This is a genomic window from Micromonospora sp. NPDC047074, from assembly GCF_040643815.1.
Lineage (GTDB): Bacteria > Actinomycetota > Actinomycetes > Mycobacteriales > Micromonosporaceae > Micromonospora.
This window is the reverse complement of record NZ_JBEYVB010000016.1, coordinates 100,662-116,251: the sequence shown is the minus strand read 5'-3', so window position 1 is coordinate 116,251 and position 15,590 is coordinate 100,662. Positions and strand designations below refer to the sequence as shown.

Genomic DNA, 15,590 nt, shown 5'->3' with positions numbered 1-15,590 from the left:
ACCTGTGCGCCTGGCACTGCTCGGCTGCGGCACGGTCGGTAGCGAGGTGGTCCGGCTGCTGCACGAGCAGGCGACCGACCTCGCCGCCCGGATCGGCGCCCCGCTGGAGATCGCCGGCATCGCCGTACGCCGTCTCGGCCGCGACCGGGGCGACCTGCCCGTCGACCCGGCCCTGTTCACCACCGACGCGCTCGGCCTGGTCAAGCGTGACGACGTGGACGTGGTCATCGAGGTGGTCGGCGGCATCGAGCCGGCGCGGAGCTGGCTGGTGGAGGCGCTGCGGGCCGGCAAGAGCGTGGTCACGGCCAACAAGGCGCTGCTCGCCGAGGACGGCGTGGCCCTGCACGACGCGGCGACCGAGGGCGGCGGCGACCTCTACTACGAGGCCTCCGTGGCGGGAGCCATCCCGCTGCTGCGCCCGCTGCGCGAGTCGCTGCACGGCGACCGGATCAACCGGGTCACCGGCATCGTCAACGGCACCACCAACTTCATCCTCTCCGCCATGGACGCCACCGGCGCCGGCTTCGCCGAGGCGCTGGAGGAGGCCACCGAGCTGGGCTACGCCGAGGCCGACCCGACCGCCGACGTGGAGGGCTTCGACGCGGCGGCCAAGGCGGCCATCCTCGCCTCGCTGGCGTTCCACACCCGGGTGGGCGCGGCCGACGTGCACCGGGAGGGCATCACCGAGGTGACCGCCGCCGACGTGGCCAGCGCCAAGGCCATGGGCTGCACCATCAAGCTGCTCTGCATCGCCGCCCGGGGCGCCGACGCCGCCGGCCGGGAGACCGTCAGCGTCCGGGTGCACCCGGCGATGATCCCGCTGGCCCACCCGCTGGCCAGCGTCGGCGACGCGTTCAACGCGGTCTTCGTCGAGGCCGAGGCGGCCGGGCCGCTGATGTTCTACGGCCGGGGCGCGGGTGGCGCGCCGACCGCCAGCGCCGTGCTCGGCGACGTGGTCGCGGTCTCCCGCAACCGGCTCGCCGGGGTGCGGTCGGCCAGCGAGAGCGCGTACGCCGACCTGCCGGTGCGGCCGATGGGGGAGGCGCTGACCCGCTACCACATCAGCCTCGACGTGGCCGACCGGCCGGGCGTGCTGGAGGGCGTGGCCGGGGTGTTCGCCCGGCACGACGTGTCGATCGCCACGGTGCGGCAGGGCCCGGCGGGCGGCGGCGTGGCCGGCCGGGGCGAGGACGCCGACCTGGTCATCGTCACCCACGTGGCGCCGGACGCCGCGCTCGCCGCCACCGTGCGTGAGCTGCGCGGGCTGGACGTCGTCCGCTCGGTGGCGAGCGTGCTGCGGGTGGAGGGCGGGCTGTGACCGGCCCCGTGCCCGACCCCGGGCGGTGAGCGGCGGGCGGTGACAGCCCCCGCCAGTAGCTCCGGCGGGGCGTGGGCCTGCGCGTCTCGCCTGGTGGTTAACTGCGGGTGCGCCGGAGCGGGCCCGGCGAGCCTGGTCCAGGCTGGGTGCGCACCCGGCTCGGCGGGTCGGTCCTAAAGGCGAGGAGAACGACATGTGGCGGGGTCTGATCGACGCGTACCGGGACCGGCTGCCGGTCACCGACGCCACCCCGGTCGTGACCCTGCACGAGGGGAACACCCCGCTGCTGCCGGCGCCGGTGCTCTCCGCCCGGCTCGGCTGTGACGTGCACCTGAAGGTGGAGGGGGCCAACCCGACCGGCTCGTTCAAGGACCGGGGCATGACGCTCGCGGTCTCCAAGGCGGTCGAGGCCGGCAACAAGGCGATCATCTGCGCCTCCACCGGCAACACCAGTGCCTCCGCGGCGGCGTACGCGGCCCGCGCCGGCCTGACCTGTGCGGTGCTCGTGCCGCAGGGCAAGATCGCGTTGGGCAAGCTGGCCCAGGCGCTCGTGCACGGCGCGAAGCTGCTCCAGGTCACCGGCAACTTCGACGACTGCCTGTCGCTGGCCGCGAAGCTCGCCCAGGACTACCCGGTCGCCCTGGTCAACTCCGTCAACATCGACCGGCTGCACGGCCAGAAGACGGCCGCGTTCGAGATCGTCGAGGCGCTGGGTGACGCCCCCGACATCCACTGCCTGCCGGTCGGCAACGCCGGCAACATCTCCGCCTACTGGATGGGCTACTCCGAGGAACTGCGGGACGGCAACGCCACCCGGGCCCCGAAGATGTACGGCTTCCAGGCAGCCGGCGCGGCACCGATCGTCAGCGGCGAGGTGGTCCGGGAGCCGTCCACGATCGCCACCGCCATCCGGATCGGCAACCCGGCGAGCTGGACCAGGGCACTGGACGCCCGGGACGCCTCCGGCGGTCTGATCTCCGCCGTCACCGACCGGGAGATCCTGGCCGCGTACCGGCTGCTGGCCCGTGAGGTCGGGGTGTTCGTCGAGTTGGGCAGCGCGGCCAGCGTGGCCGGCCTGCTCCAGCAGGCCGCCGCCGGCCGGATCCCGGCCGGCTCGACGGTGGTCTGCACGGTCACCGGCCACGGCCTGAAGGACCCGGAGTGGGCCATCTCCACCGCCCCGGCGCCCACCACCATCGCCAACGACCCGCTGGCCGCCGCGCGCTGCCTCGACCTCGCCTGAGCGCACCGGCGGTTGCCTGCCGGGCCGCCGCCCCGCCCGGCGGTCGGTCCTGTGGGTGGGACGAGGGCAGGGCCGGCCAAGGGCGATCTGACGGGGTGAGGGAGAATTCGTACCCCGCCAATCACCCTTTCTTCCAGGAGTGAGCCTCGCCGATGTCGCTGCTCGCCAGATTCAGCCTCGCCAACCGAGGGCTGATCGCCCTCATCGCGGTGGTGACCACGCTGTTCGGAGTGTTCGCCGTACCGTCACTGAAGCAGCAGCTCCTGCCGTCGTTGGAGTTCCCGGCCGCGTTCATCGTGGCGCCCTACCCCGGTGCCGGGCCGGAGGTCGTCGAGTCGCAGGTCACCGAGCCGATCGAGAACAGCCTCCAGGGCATCCCCGGGCTGGAGGAGGTCACCTCGACCTCCCGTGAGGGCGTGACGACGGTCCAGGTCATGTTCGAGTTCGGCACCGACCTGGACGACGTGGTCAACAAGATGCAGACCGCGCTCAGCCGGATCGACGCCCAACTGCCGGCGGGAGTCGACCCGCAGGTCATCGCGGGCAGCACCGACGACCTGCCGGCCGTGGTGCTCGCCGCCTCCGGCGGTGCCGACCAGCGGGCCCTCGCGGAGAAGCTGCGCGCCACGGTCGTCTCCGAGCTGGAGGCGATCGAGGGGGTGCGGTCGGTCGACCTGACCGGTGCCCAGGACGACGTCGTGGTGGTCACCCCGAACCCGGCGAAGCTGGCGGCGGCGAAGCTCGCGCCGACCGCCCTCGGTGAGGCGCTGCGGACCAACGGCGTGACGATCCCGGCCGGCGCGGTGACCGACGGCACCCGCGCGCTCCCGGTGCAGGTCGGCACCCGCCTGGCCACGCTGGACGACCTGCGCGGTGTCGTGGTGGCACCCGCTACGGGCAGGGCGGCACCCGTCCGCCTCGGCGACGTGGCCACCGTCGAGCAGCAGCTCGCCCCGGCCACCGCGATCACGCGTACCAACGGCAAGGACAGCCTCGGCATCGCGATCACCGCCGCCCCGGACGGCAACGCGGTGGAGATCTCCCACGAGATCCGCGACCGGCTGGCCGACCTGCGGGAGGCGTCCGGCGCCGAGCTGACCATCGTCTTCGACCAGGCGCCGTTCGTCGAGAAGTCGATCGAGAGCCTGACCACCGAGGGCCTGCTGGGCCTGGTCATGGCCGTCGTGGTCATCCTGGTCTTCCTGCTGTCGGTCCGGTCCACCGTGGTGACCGCGGTCTCCATCCCGCTCTCGGTGGTGGTCGCCCTGCTCGCCCTCTGGGTCGGCGACTACTCGCTCAACCTGCTCACCCTCGGCGCGCTCACCATCGCGGTCGGCCGGGTGGTCGACGACTCGATCGTCGTGCTGGAGAACATCAAGAGACATCTGGAGTACGGCGAGCCGAAGCGGCAGGCGATCCTCACCGGCGTCCGCGAGGTGGCCGGCGCGGTGACCGCCTCCACCCTCACCACGGTCGCCGTCTTCGCGCCGATCGCGCTGGTGGGCGGCTTCGTCGGGCAGCTCTTCGCGCCGTTCGCGATCACCGTCACGGTGGCCCTGCTCGCCTCGCTGCTGGTCTCGCTGACCGTCATCCCGGTGCTGGCGTACTGGTTCCTCAAGCCCTCCGACGGCACGGCGGACGACGCCGCGGTGCGCCGGGAGGCGGAGGAGAAGGAACTGCGCAACCCGTTGCAGCGGGCGTACCTGCCGGTGATCGGGTTCGCGACCCGTAAGCGGGGCACCCGGTGGATCACGCTGGGGCTCGGCATGCTCGTCCTGCTCGGCACCTTCGGCCTGTCGAGCCAACTGGAGACAAACTTCATCGACGACTCCGGCCAGGACACCCTGAGCATCACGCAGGAGCTGCCGGCGGGCACCGGGCTGGCCGGCACCGACGCGGCGGCCCGCCAGGTCGAGGCGGTGCTGGAGCGGACCGAGGACGTCGAGACGTACCAGGTGACGGCGGGGGCCGGGGACAACCCGTTCACCGGCGGCGGCGGCAACAACGTCGCCAGCTGGTCGCTGGCCCTCGGCGAGGGCACCGACGCCAAGGAGATGCAGGAGACCCTGCGCCGTGAGTTCGACGCGCTGGGCGAGGCTGTCGGCGAGATCAGCTTCGGCGGCGGGCAGGGCGGAGCGGCGGCCAACCAGCTCCAGGTCATCGTCCAGGGTGCCGACCCGGCGGCGCTGAACCGGGCCGCCGAAGAGGTCAAGTCGGCGATGGACGGGCTGGAGGGCGTCGAGGACGTCTCGACCAGCCTCGCCGCGCGGGTGCCACGCGTCGAGGTCACCGTCGACCGGGTCGCCGCCGGCCGGGTCGGGCTCACCGAGGCAGCGGTCGGTCAGCTGGTGGCCCAGGCCTTCCGGGGCGCGCCGCTCGGCCAGGTGACGCTGGACGAGGGGCAGCGGGACGTGGTGCTGCGGTTCGCGGCCAAGCCGCCGGTCTCCGTGGCGGAGCTGCGTGCCCTGCCGGTCGGGCCGGTGAAGCTCGACGACATCGCCGATGTCACCGAGACCGAGGGCCCGCAGCAGGTGAGCCGCATCAACGGCGAGCGCAGCGTCACCGTCACCGGTACGGCCACCGGCTCGAACCTCGGCGCCATCAGCCAGGAGCTGCAGAAGAAGCTGGACGGCATCGATGTGCAGGGGGCGAGCTTCGAGATCGGCGGAGTCAGCGCCGACCAGGAGGAGGCCTTCGCGGACCTGGGCCTGGCGGTGCTCGCGGCCATCGCGATCGTCTTCCTGATCATGGTGGCGACGTTCCGCAGCCTGGTCCAGGCGCTGATCCTGCTGATCTCCATCCCGTTCGCGGCGACCGGCGCCATCGGTCTGCTGCTGGCCACCGGCACCCCGATGGGCGTGCCGGCGCTGATCGGCGTGCTCATGTTGGTCGGCATCGTGGTGACCAACGCGATCGTGCTACTGGATCTCGTCAACCAGTACCGGGCCCAGGGCATGAGGGTCCAGGAGGCGGTGGTCGAGGGCGGCCGGCGCCGGCTGCGGCCGATCCTGATGACGGCGGTCGCCACCATCTTCGCGCTGCTGCCGATGGCGTTCGGCCTCACCGGGGAGGGCGGCTTCATCTCCAAGCCGCTGGCGATCGTGGTGATCGGCGGTCTGCTCAGCTCGACGCTGCTCACGCTGATCCTGGTGCCGACGCTGTACGCGATGGCGGAGAACACCAAGGAGTCGTTCCGGGCCCGGCGGGCGCGCCGCTCGGGCGGGTCGGCCCCGGCCGAGCCGGCGGGTGACGGCGGAGCCACCGGCGACACCGGCGGGACGCCCGCCGCCGAGCCGACCCCGGTCCCCGTCGGTGGCCCCGCAGCCGCCGGCGAGGCACAGGCCGCCGACGCTCCGGCGGCGCGGCCGGCGCCGTCGGGCGCGCTCGTGGACGGCACCGACCAGTTCGAGGTGCTGCGGCTGCCGAAGAGCCGCAAGTCCCCGCTGCCGCCGGCCGAGTAACGGCACGTACGCGAACGCCCCCGACGGACCCGTCCGTCGGGGGCGTTCGCGTTCGGTCGGGTACCCGCCGTCGATCTGGTTCGCCGGTCGCCGCCCGGTAGGGTCCGGGCGTGCCGTCCACCGCCTCGGTTCTCACCCGCAACCGGAACTTCCGCCACCTGTTCCTCGCCGAGCTGCTGGTCTTCGGCGCCGACTGGTTCGTCATGGTGCCGCTGCTGGTGTTGCTGCCGGAGCTGACCGGCAGCGGCGTGTGGGGTGCTCTGGTGCTCGCCGTCGACACCGGCGTCGTGGCGTTGCTCCTGCCGTACACGGGCACGATCGCCGACCGGTTCGACCGGCGGAAGATCATGATCATCTCGAACGCCGCAGCCCTGCTCGGCGTGCTCCTCCTGCTCGGGGTGCGCAGCGCCGGTACCGCCTGGCTCGCGATGGCCGGCATCGGCGTGGTTGCGGTCGCCAAGGCGTTCTACTCGCCAGCGGCCCAGGCCGCCCTGCCCAACGTGCTCGACCCCGACGAACTGGCCGCCGGCAACGCTGTCGCCGGTTCGGCCTGGGGCACGATGACCATCGTCGGAGCGTCCCTCGGCGGGGTGCTCAGCGCCGCCTTCGGCCCGTACGTCTGCTTCTGGGTGGCGGCGGTCGGCCTGGTCGTCGCCGGGGGCCTGGCCATGCTGATCCGCCGGCCGTTGCAGGCGCCCCGCGACGCCGGCCGACCGGCGCAGCGGACCTGGCCCGCGATCCACGAGGCACTCAGCTACATCGGGCACCGGCCGAGGGTGCTGGCGCTGGTCACCGTGAAGTCGGCCGTCGGCCTGGGCAACGGCGTGCTGACGGTGTTCCCGCTGCTCGCGGCGGTGTACGGCGTGGGCCCGCTGGGCGCCGGGCTGCTCTTCGCCGTGCGGGGGGCGGGGGCGCTGGTCGGCCCGATCCTGATGCGCCGGGTACTGACCAACCGGGCCTGGCTGCTGCCCGGGCTGGCCCTGTCGATGTCCCTCTACGGCCTGGCCTACCTCGGCACCTCGGTCGTCACCTGGTTCCCCCTGGTGCTGGCCCTGGTCTTCGTCGCGCACTTCGCCGGGGGAAGCAACTGGGTGATGTCGAACTTCGCCCTCCAGGGCGAGGTGCCGGACCGGCTACGGGGCCGCGTCTTCGCCACCGACATGATGCTGGCGACCCTGGCCATCTCGGTCAGCCAGCTCGCGGTGGCCGCCGTGGTGGACACGGTGGACGAGAGGGTGGTGCTGGCCAGCTGCGGCCTGGTCACGGTGGTCTACGCGATCGGCTGGCGGATCGCCACCCGCCGGCTCTCCCTCACCGAGCCGGCCGCGCAGCCCGCCCCGGGCGCCGTCCGCTGAACCGGCCGCCGGTCAGAGCCGGCCAGCCCCGGCGTCCGCCGGCCCGTCCGGCTGGGACCGGCCGCCCCACTGAGCCGGGACGTGGGCGCCGCCGTCCGCGCCCCATCCCGGGCCGGCCGGCGGCACCGGCTGGCCGCCCGGCACCGGCTGGCCGCCGCCGGAGGGGCCCGCCTCCGCGCCGCTTGCCCGCCGCCCGGTCAGCACGGCCGCGATCAGCAGGCCCACCCCGAGCGGGTACGTCAGGGCCAGCAGCCCGTTCATGGTCAGGCTCAGCAGCTGGAAGTTGGACCGGCCCCGGACGGAGCTGAGCAGTTCAGGCAGCAGCAGGGTCCACGCCAGGCTGAGCATGGTGCCGAGCAGCAGCACGCCGAGCCCGGACAAGGTCAGCAGCCGGGCCGGTCGGGGCAGCCGGCGCCCGGCCGTCGTGGCCAGGACGAGACCGATCACCAGCACCAGCACCGTGGGTGCCTGGAAGATGGCGGTCGTCGCCACGTACCCGAAATTGCGCATCCTGCCCCCAGCCGCCGGCCCGTCGGGGTCAGGCTAACGGACCGGCGCATGCGTCACCGTCCGGTGGAGACGGCCGCCGGGAGCCGTCCCATCCGGCGGGTGGAGGTCCGTGCCGCCGGTACGGAGCCCTAGCATGAGCGCGTGCCGACGACATTCAGCTCCGGCCCGGTCCGGGTCCGGGTTCCCGCCACCAGCGCCAACCTGGGGCCCGGCTTCGACGCCCTGGGACTCGCCCTGGCACTCCACGACGACTTGGTCGCCGAGGTGACACCGGAGGGGGTCACGGTGGCCGTGACCGGGCAGGGTGCCGGCGAGTTGCCGGCCGACGACCGGCACCTCGTCGTCCGCGCCATGCGGGCCGCCTTCGAGGCGCTCGGCGGGCAGCCGCCGGGGCTGGCGGTCGAGTGCGTCAACCGCATCCCGCAGGCCCGCGGGCTGGGCTCCTCGTCCGCCGCGATCGTGGCCGGGGTGCTGCTGGCCCGCGCGCTGGTGACCGACGGCGAGGACCGGCTCGACGCCGCCGCCGTGCTGCGGCTCGCCGCCGAGATCGAGGGTCACCCGGACAATGTGGCCCCGTGTCTGCTCGGCGGCTTCACCCTGGCCTGGACGGAGCCGTCGGGTGCCCGGGCGGTGTCGCTGCCGGTCGCCGACGGCGTACGGCCGACGGTCTTCGTGCCGGCGGAGCGCGGCCTCACCGCGACCGCGCGGGCCGCGCTGCCCGCCACCGTGCCCCATGCCGACGCGGCGCTGAACGCCGGCCGCTCCGCACTGCTGGTGCACGCGTTGACGACCGACCCGGGTCTGCTGCTGCCGGCCACCGTCGACCGGCTGCACCAGGACTACCGCGCGGACGGCATGCCGGGTAGTGCCACACTGGTGAAAGCGCTGCGTGCGGCTGGTGTGGCGGCTGTGATCAGTGGGGCGGGGCCGACCGTTCTGGCCCTGACCGAGCCGCCTGAGGGCTTTGATCCGGGAACAGGTTGGCAGGTCTGGCGGTTGGATCCAGACGGGCACGGGGCACAGGTTGCCCGGGGTAGACTGGGACACGCAGAGCGGGACCCTGTTGCCGCAGGTCGGAAGAGTTGATTACGCTCTAGACTTAGCACAGCCGCGAAGCATGCGATCTCCCTGCGGGTCGGCGCACCCCCGAAGCTTTCGGCGGTCAGCCCGTCACCCCTGCCTAGGCCCACGCCGCACCGCAGTCTTCACAGGTCGCCGCAGACGGCGAGACCTGCTCACCGACGTTTGGTGAGTCGGGAAACCGACCGGCTGCTGTGTCACAGACTCCCGCGACGCGTCCATGCGAGGCGGGTGCACCGAGGCCGCCCGGCCACCTTGTTTTCGACTCCGGGCAGTCCCGGCCTATCGAGGGAAGGAATCCATTGAGCGACACCACCGACGTGACGTCGGATGTTTCCAACGTCGCTGGCGATGCCACCACCGCCGCCCCCGCCCGTCGTCGGCGCAGCGGCACCGGCCTGTCGGCGATGCTGCTGCCGGAGCTGCAGAGCCTGGCCGCGTCGCTCGGCATCTCGGGCACGGCTCGCATGCGTAAGGGCGAGCTGATCAGCGCGATCTCCGAGCGGCAGGGCGGCGCCGCCGCCGGGACCCCTCGACCACGGGCCGAGGTCGCGGCCGCTGCCGCTCCCGCCCGTGAGGAGGTCCACGCCGAGGTCCGCGAGACCACCGAGCGGCCGGCGGCCGAGCGACGCACCGCGGAGCAGCCCAAGGCGGAGCCGGCGGCTGCCGAGACTGAGGGCCGCAGCCGGACCCGGCGCAGCCGGGCCGCCGCCGCCGAGGCTCGTGCCGCTGAGGCTCGTCCCGCGGAGACCCGTGCTGCGGAGACCCGTCCCGCTGAGGCGCGGGCCGCGGAGGCCCGTCCCGCGGAGCCGCGCGCGGACGAGGCCGAGGCCGGCGAGCGTGCCGACCGGGCCGAGGGCCGTGGCCGTGCCGAGCGCGGTGAGCGTGCCGAGCGGGGCGATCGTGCCGAGCGCGGTGAGCGGGGCGATCGTGCCGAGCGGGGCGACCGTGCCGAGCGCGGTGAGCGGGGCGACCGTGTCGAGCGGGGCGACCGTGTCGAGCGGGGCGACCGTGTCGAGCGGGGCGACCGTGCCGAGCGGGGCGATCGTGCCGACCGCAACGAGCGGGGCGACCGTGCCGAGCGGGGCGACCGCAACGAGCGTGCCGAGCGGGGCGACCGTAACGACCGCAACGAGCGCGGTGACCGGGGGCAGCGCGTCGAGCGCGACAACGACGGCGACGACGACGAGAGCGGCGGCCGGCGTGGCCGGCGCAGCCGGTTCCGGGACCGTCGCCGGGGCCGCGGCGAGCGGGCCGAGGACGGCGGCGGCCGCGACACGGGCGGGCGCGAGCCGCAGGTCGGCGAGGACGACGTGCTCGTCCCGGTGGCCGGCATCATCGACGTGCTCGACAACTACGCCTTCGTCCGGACCACCGGCTACCTGGCCGGGTCGAACGACGTCTACGTCTCGATGTCGCAGATCAAGAAGTACGGCCTGCGGCGCGGTGACGCCATCACCGGTGCGGTGCGCGCGTCGCGCGACGGCGAGCAGCGGCGGGACAAGTACAACCCGCTGGTGCGGCTGGACACCATCAACGGGATGGAGCCGGACGAGGCCAAGCGCCGGCCGGAGTTCTACAAGCTGACCCCGCTCTACCCGCAGGAGCGGCTGCGCCTGGAGACCGAGCCGCACATCCTCACCACCCGGGTCATCGACCTGGTCATGCCGCTCGGCAAGGGCCAGCGTGCGCTGATCGTGTCGCCGCCGAAGGCGGGTAAGACGATGGTGCTCCAGGCCATCGCGAACGCGATCACGCACAACAACCCGGAGTGCCACCTGATGGTGGTGCTGGTGGACGAGCGGCCCGAAGAGGTCACCGACATGCAGCGGTCGGTGAAGGGTGAGGTCATCGCGGCGACGTTCGACCGTCCGCCGCAGGACCACACCACGGTGGCGGAGCTGGCGATCGAGCGGGCCAAGCGCCTGGTCGAGCTGGGCCACGACGTGGTCGTGCTGCTCGACTCGGTGACCCGTCTCGGTCGGTCGTACAACCTGGCGGCGCCGGCCAGCGGCCGGATCATGTCGGGTGGTATCGACTCCACCGCGCTCTACCCGCCGAAGCGCTTCCTGGGAGCGGCCCGCAACATCGAGAACGGCGGCTCGCTGACCATCCTCGCCACCGCGCTGGTGGAGACCGGATCCATGGCGGACACGGTCATCTTCGAGGAGTTCAAGGGCACCGGCAACGCGGAACTGAAGCTGGATCGGAAGATCGCCGACAAGCGGACCTTCCCGGCCATCGACATCCACCCGTCCGGCACGCGCAAGGAGGAGATCCTGCTCGCGCCGGAGGAGTTGGCCATCATCCACAAGCTCCGCAAGGTCCTGCACTCGCTGGATTCGCAGGCGGCGCTGGACCTGCTGCTCGACAAGCTCAAGCAGACCCGTACCAACATCGAGTTCCTGATGCAGATCGCGAAGTCGACGCCGGGGGAGTGACCCTTCCCGGGTGAGACGAGAGAGAAGGGCACGGCCATGAGGCCGTGCCCTTCTCTCGTTTCCACTCTCGTTCCTTCGCCCCGCGGTGTCGGTGCGAGCCGGCGTCGATGACGGTCGGTAACCTCCCCTGCGCCGCGTCTTTGAAGTGACTCTGGGTAGCTGCCGGCAGTCGCGCGGCGAGCCCTTCCGCCCGCCCTTCGCCGTCAAGAACGCCTGACCAGCAGTTTTGCCGGACGGCCGGATCGTGCCGCCCCGCTCTTCCCGGCCCCTTTGCTCTGCAGCCACATGCGCACCGCTTACATAGCGTGCCCGGTGCGTATGTGGCTGCAGAGCAAAGGGGAAGCGACGGGAGGGTGTGGCGGTCGAGGTTGGCCACTCTCCGTGGCTGCCGTGGTGGACATTGGTGGTGTGGTTCGCGGAGTGGGAGGCGACCCCGGAGGGCCGCCCCGGAGGGCCGCCCCGGAGGGCCGCCCCGGAGGACCGTCCCGGAGGACCGTCCCGGAGGGCCGCCGCCCCGGAGGGCCGCCCCGGAGGGCCAGCCAGGGGGCGGTGGGGACGGCAGCCGGAAGGGTGGAGTTTTCCTTCGCTTTGGCTGGCGGGTATTGAAACTTCTATTCACGATCCGGTTGACTGTCGCCCATGCGTACCCGCAGACGATCCTCCCGGCTCGCAGGTGTCCTGCTGCTGACGCCGCTGCTCACCATGGCCGGCACCGTGCCGGCGAGCGCCGGTGCGCCGACTCCGGCCACCGATCCCTCCGTCACCGCTGCCGAGGACGCGCCACGCGCGTCCTCGCACCCCTCCGGCTCCGTGACGCTCGCCAGCGACCTGGCGGCGAGCACGTCGGCCGCCGGGGCCCCGACCGGCGTCGAGCCGGCCGGCGGGCTGGAGACCGCGAAGACCACCCGCCCGGTCGCCCCGGGGCTCGACCTGACCTCCTTCGACCGGTACGACGCCGACGGCTGGTTGCGCGCCGACGCGCTCACCGCCGACCTCACCGGCGGCGTCACCGTGGACTACGTCAACTCCGGCGCGGTCAGCCGGGCCGAGCCGCTGCGCGGTGCGGTCGACGCCTCCCGCGCGGTCGCCGCGGTCAACGGCGACTTCTTCGACATCAACAACTCCGGCGCGGCCCAGGGCATCGGTATCCGCGACGGCGAGCTGGTCCAGTCCGCGGTCAGCGGGCACCGCAACGCCGTCGCGATCACCACCGAGGGCCTCGGCCGGGTGATCGAGGTGAACTTCGACGGCACCGCGACGCTGCCCACCGGTCCGGTGGCGTTGACCCAGTTCAACAACATGATCCAGGCGAACGGGATCGGCGTGTTCACCGCGCTCTGGGGGTCGTACACCCGGGAACGTGCGGTCCTCGGCGCCGCCCGCGTCACGGAGGTCACGGTGGTCGACGGCCGCGTCGCCACCGTCGCCGGCACGGCCGGCAGCGGACCGGTCCCGGCCGGCACCACCGTGCTGCTCGGCCGCGACGCCGGCGCGGACGCCCTCGCCGGCCTGCGGCCCGGCGACCCGGTGACGGTCGCCTACCAGCCCAAGGCGTCCGACGGCAGCAGCCTGCACGCGGCAGTCGGGGGCAGCCACGTGCTGGTCCGCGACGGTGTGGTGCAGAGCATCGCCGACGCGTCGCTGGCCCCGCGCACGTCGGTCGGCTTCTCCGCCGACGGCCGCCGGATGATCATGCTGACGGTGGACGGCCGGCAGGTCGACAGCCGTGGCGTCACCCTGACCGAGATGGGCCGCATGATGGCCGAACTCGGCGCGCACCACGCGCTCAACCTCGACGGCGGCGGCTCCTCGACGCTGCTCGCCCGGGAGCCGGGCGCGGCGGCCGTGCAGGTGGAGAACAGCCCGTCCGACGGCAGCGAGCGGGCCGTGCCCAACGGCCTGGCCATCTACGCGCCGAAGGGCAGCGGCCGGCTCACCGGGTACTGGCTGGAGACCGCCAGCGACCCGACCACCGCGCCGGGCGTCGCGCCGGTGCGCGGCGGGCGGCCCGACCGGGTCTTCCCCGGCCTGACCCGACGGCTCACCGCCGCCGGTCACGACGAGACGTACGGCCCGGCGGCCGGCGCGCCGACGTGGCGGGCCAACCCGGCGGTGCACGGCATCGTCGACAGCCAGGGCCGCTTCCGGGCCCTCCTGCCTGGGCGCACCACGGTCACCGCCTCGCGGGACGAGGCCCAGGGCACCCTCGACCTGACCGTGCTCGGGCCGCTGGCCCGGATCGACTCCACCGTGGAGCGGGTCGGCCTGACCGGCGCGCAGGGCAGCGCGCTGTTCGGCGTGGTCGGCTACGACGCCGAGGGCAACACCGCGCCGATCGAGCCCGCCGACCTGCGGCTCGACTACGACAAGGACCTGCTGAAGATCACCCCGACCGCCGACGGCAACCTCGCCGTCACCGCCCTGCGGGACACCGGCTCGGCGTTGGTCACCGTCCACGTCGGCCGGAGCAGCACCGTCCTGCCGGTCACCGTCGGACTCACCGACGTGCCGGTGGCCAACTTCGACGACGCGGCGGCCTGGAAGTTCAGCCAGGCCCGGGCCAGCGGCGCGGTCGCGCCCGCGCCCGGCCGGACCGGCACGGGCCTGAAGATGACGTACGACTTCAGCCAGTCCACCGGCACCCGAGCCGCGTACGCCGACCCGCCGGCCTGGATCACGGTGCCCGGCCAGCCGCAGGCGTTCGGCATGTGGATCCACGGCAACGGCACGGGGGAGTGGCCCAGCCTGCACCTGCACGACGCGCAGGACACCCAGCACGTGCTCCGCGGCCCGCTGATCACCTGGACGGGCTGGAAGTACGTCGAGCTCGCCGTACCGGCCGGCGTGCAGTACCCGGTGCGGGTCAGGCGGTTCTACGTGGCCGAGACCAACGCCGCCGCGCAGTACCGCAGCGAGGTGATCATCGACGAGCTGGTGGCGAAGGTGCCGCCCACTGTCGACGTGCCGGCCGAGAAGCCGCGTACCGACCGGGTGGTGCTGCGCGACGGCACGGTGGACGGCGCGCCCTGGCGCTTCGCCGTCCTGTCCGACGCGCAGTTCGTCGCGGCGAACCCGGACAGCGACCTGGTCGCCCAGGCCCGCCGTACGCTCCGCGAGGTCAAGGCGGCGAACCCGGACTTCCTGGTGATCAACGGCGACTTCGTGGACACCGCCTACCCGGCCGACTTCGCGCTGGCCAAGCGGATCCTGGACGAGGAGCTGGGCGGGGAGGTGCCCTACTACTACGTGCCCGGCAACCACGAGATCATGGGCGCCCCGATCGCCAACTTCCGGGCCGCCTTCGGCGCCACCGAACGGACCTTCGACCACAAGGGCACCCGGTTCGTGACGCTGAACTCGTCGACCGGCTCGCTGCGCGGCGGCGGCTTCGACCAGGTGCGGATGCTGCGCGAGGCGCTCGACTCGGCGGCCGGTGACCCGGCCGTCGGCTCGGTGGTCGTGCTGCACCACCACCCGCCGCGCGACCCGAGCCCGGCCAAGGCCAGCCAGCTCGGCGACCGGAAGGAGGCGGCGCTGCTGGAGCAGTGGCTGGCCGACTTCCAGCACCGCACCGGCAAGGGCGCGGCGTTCGTCGGCGGGCACGTCGGCACCTTCCACGCCGACCGGGTCGACGGGGTGCCGTACCTGATCAACGGCAACGCGGGCAAGAACCCCTCCACGCCGGCCGACCAGGGCGGCTTCACCGGCTGGACGGAGTTCGGGGTGGACCCGGTGACTCCGGCCGAGGCCGCGCTGGCCCGCATCAACCCCCTCGTCGAGGGCCCGCGCTGGGTCAGCGCCGAGACCCACGCGCACGTCGACGCGCTCACGCTGGCCGCCCCGGCCAGCGTGGCGGTCGGTATCCCGGCGACGGTCACCGCCGCGGTGACCCAGCCGGGCGGGCGTACGGTGCCGGTGGCGGCGCCGGTGAGCGCGGACTGGTCCGGCTCGCCGAACGTGCACGTCGGCTCGATCCTCGGGCTGAAGCCCTGGCACGTGGCCCGCTTCGACCCGGCCACCGGCAAGCTCACCGCCCTGCGCCCCGGCGCGCAGGTCAAGCTGGCCGTCGCGGTCAACGGCGCGCACGCCGAGGCGACGATCACCCTGACGGCCGCCGCGGCTCCCGCCGCCTGAGATGTAAGGAAGGGCACCTTCCTATCGCGTACGCGATAGGAAGGTGCC

General features: G+C 73.4%; 8 protein-coding genes. 7 read left to right on the top strand and 1 reads right to left on the bottom strand.

Going from position 1 to position 15,590, the window contains the following annotated elements; all coding sequences use genetic code 11:
* The first annotated feature begins 4 nt into the window (after nucleotides 1-4).
* The 4 genes from ABZ809_RS20565 (at nucleotide 5) to ABZ809_RS20550 (ending at nucleotide 7,377) form a co-directional block, all read left to right on the top strand.
* Nucleotides 5-1,318, top strand: coding sequence for a homoserine dehydrogenase (locus ABZ809_RS20565; protein WP_357564183.1), 1,314 nt, complete (start codon nucleotides 5-7; stop codon nucleotides 1,316-1,318).
* Nucleotides 1,319-1,511: 193 nt separating this feature from the next.
* Nucleotides 1,512-2,561, top strand: coding sequence for a threonine synthase (gene thrC / locus ABZ809_RS20560; protein WP_357564153.1), 1,050 nt, complete (start codon nucleotides 1,512-1,514; stop codon nucleotides 2,559-2,561).
* A 152-nt stretch (nucleotides 2,562-2,713) separates the two neighbouring features.
* The gene (locus tag ABZ809_RS20555; RefSeq protein ID WP_357564152.1) at nucleotides 2,714-6,022 is read left to right on the top strand and encodes an efflux RND transporter permease subunit; all 3,309 of its coding nucleotides are present in this window, start codon (nucleotides 2,714-2,716) and stop codon (nucleotides 6,020-6,022) included.
* Nucleotides 6,023-6,132: 110 nt separating this feature from the next.
* Nucleotides 6,133-7,377, top strand: a complete 1,245-nt coding sequence (locus tag ABZ809_RS20550; protein WP_357564151.1) for an MFS transporter — start codon at nucleotides 6,133-6,135, stop codon at nucleotides 7,375-7,377.
* Nucleotides 7,378-7,389: 12 nt separating this feature from the next.
* On the opposite strand, the gene ABZ809_RS20545 is transcribed toward ABZ809_RS20550, so the two are convergent.
* A complete protein-coding gene (locus ABZ809_RS20545; protein ID WP_357564150.1) occupies nucleotides 7,390-7,869 on the bottom strand; it encodes a hypothetical protein in 480 nt (159 codons plus the stop codon).
* A 159-nt stretch (nucleotides 7,870-8,028) separates the two neighbouring features.
* Between ABZ809_RS20545 and thrB the strand changes: the two genes are divergently transcribed.
* The 3 genes from thrB (at nucleotide 8,029) to ABZ809_RS20530 (ending at nucleotide 15,542) form a co-directional block, all read left to right on the top strand.
* Nucleotides 8,029-8,973, top strand: coding sequence for a homoserine kinase (thrB, locus tag ABZ809_RS20540; RefSeq protein ID WP_357564149.1), 945 nt, complete (start codon nucleotides 8,029-8,031; stop codon nucleotides 8,971-8,973).
* Nucleotides 8,974-9,269: 296 nt separating this feature from the next.
* Nucleotides 9,270-11,408, top strand: coding sequence for a transcription termination factor Rho (gene rho / locus ABZ809_RS20535; RefSeq protein WP_357564148.1), 2,139 nt, complete (start codon nucleotides 9,270-9,272; stop codon nucleotides 11,406-11,408).
* 639 nt (nucleotides 11,409-12,047) lie between these two features.
* Nucleotides 12,048-15,542, top strand: a complete 3,495-nt coding sequence (locus ABZ809_RS20530) for a phosphodiester glycosidase family protein (protein ID WP_357564147.1) — start codon at nucleotides 12,048-12,050, stop codon at nucleotides 15,540-15,542.
* Nucleotides 15,543-15,590: the final 48 nt, after the last annotated feature.

Excerpts from the sequence above, each read along its gene's own strand:
- ABZ809_RS20530 (WP_357564147.1), top strand. The coding sequence starts at position 12,048 with ATGCGTACCCGCAGACGATCCTCCCGGCTCGCAGGTGTCCTGCTGCTG.
- ABZ809_RS20555 (WP_357564152.1), top strand. The coding sequence starts at position 2,714 with ATGTCGCTGCTCGCCAGATTCAGCCTCGCCAACCGAGGGCTGATCGCC.
- thrC (WP_357564153.1), top strand. The coding sequence starts at position 1,512 with ATGTGGCGGGGTCTGATCGACGCGTACCGGGACCGGCTGCCGGTCACC.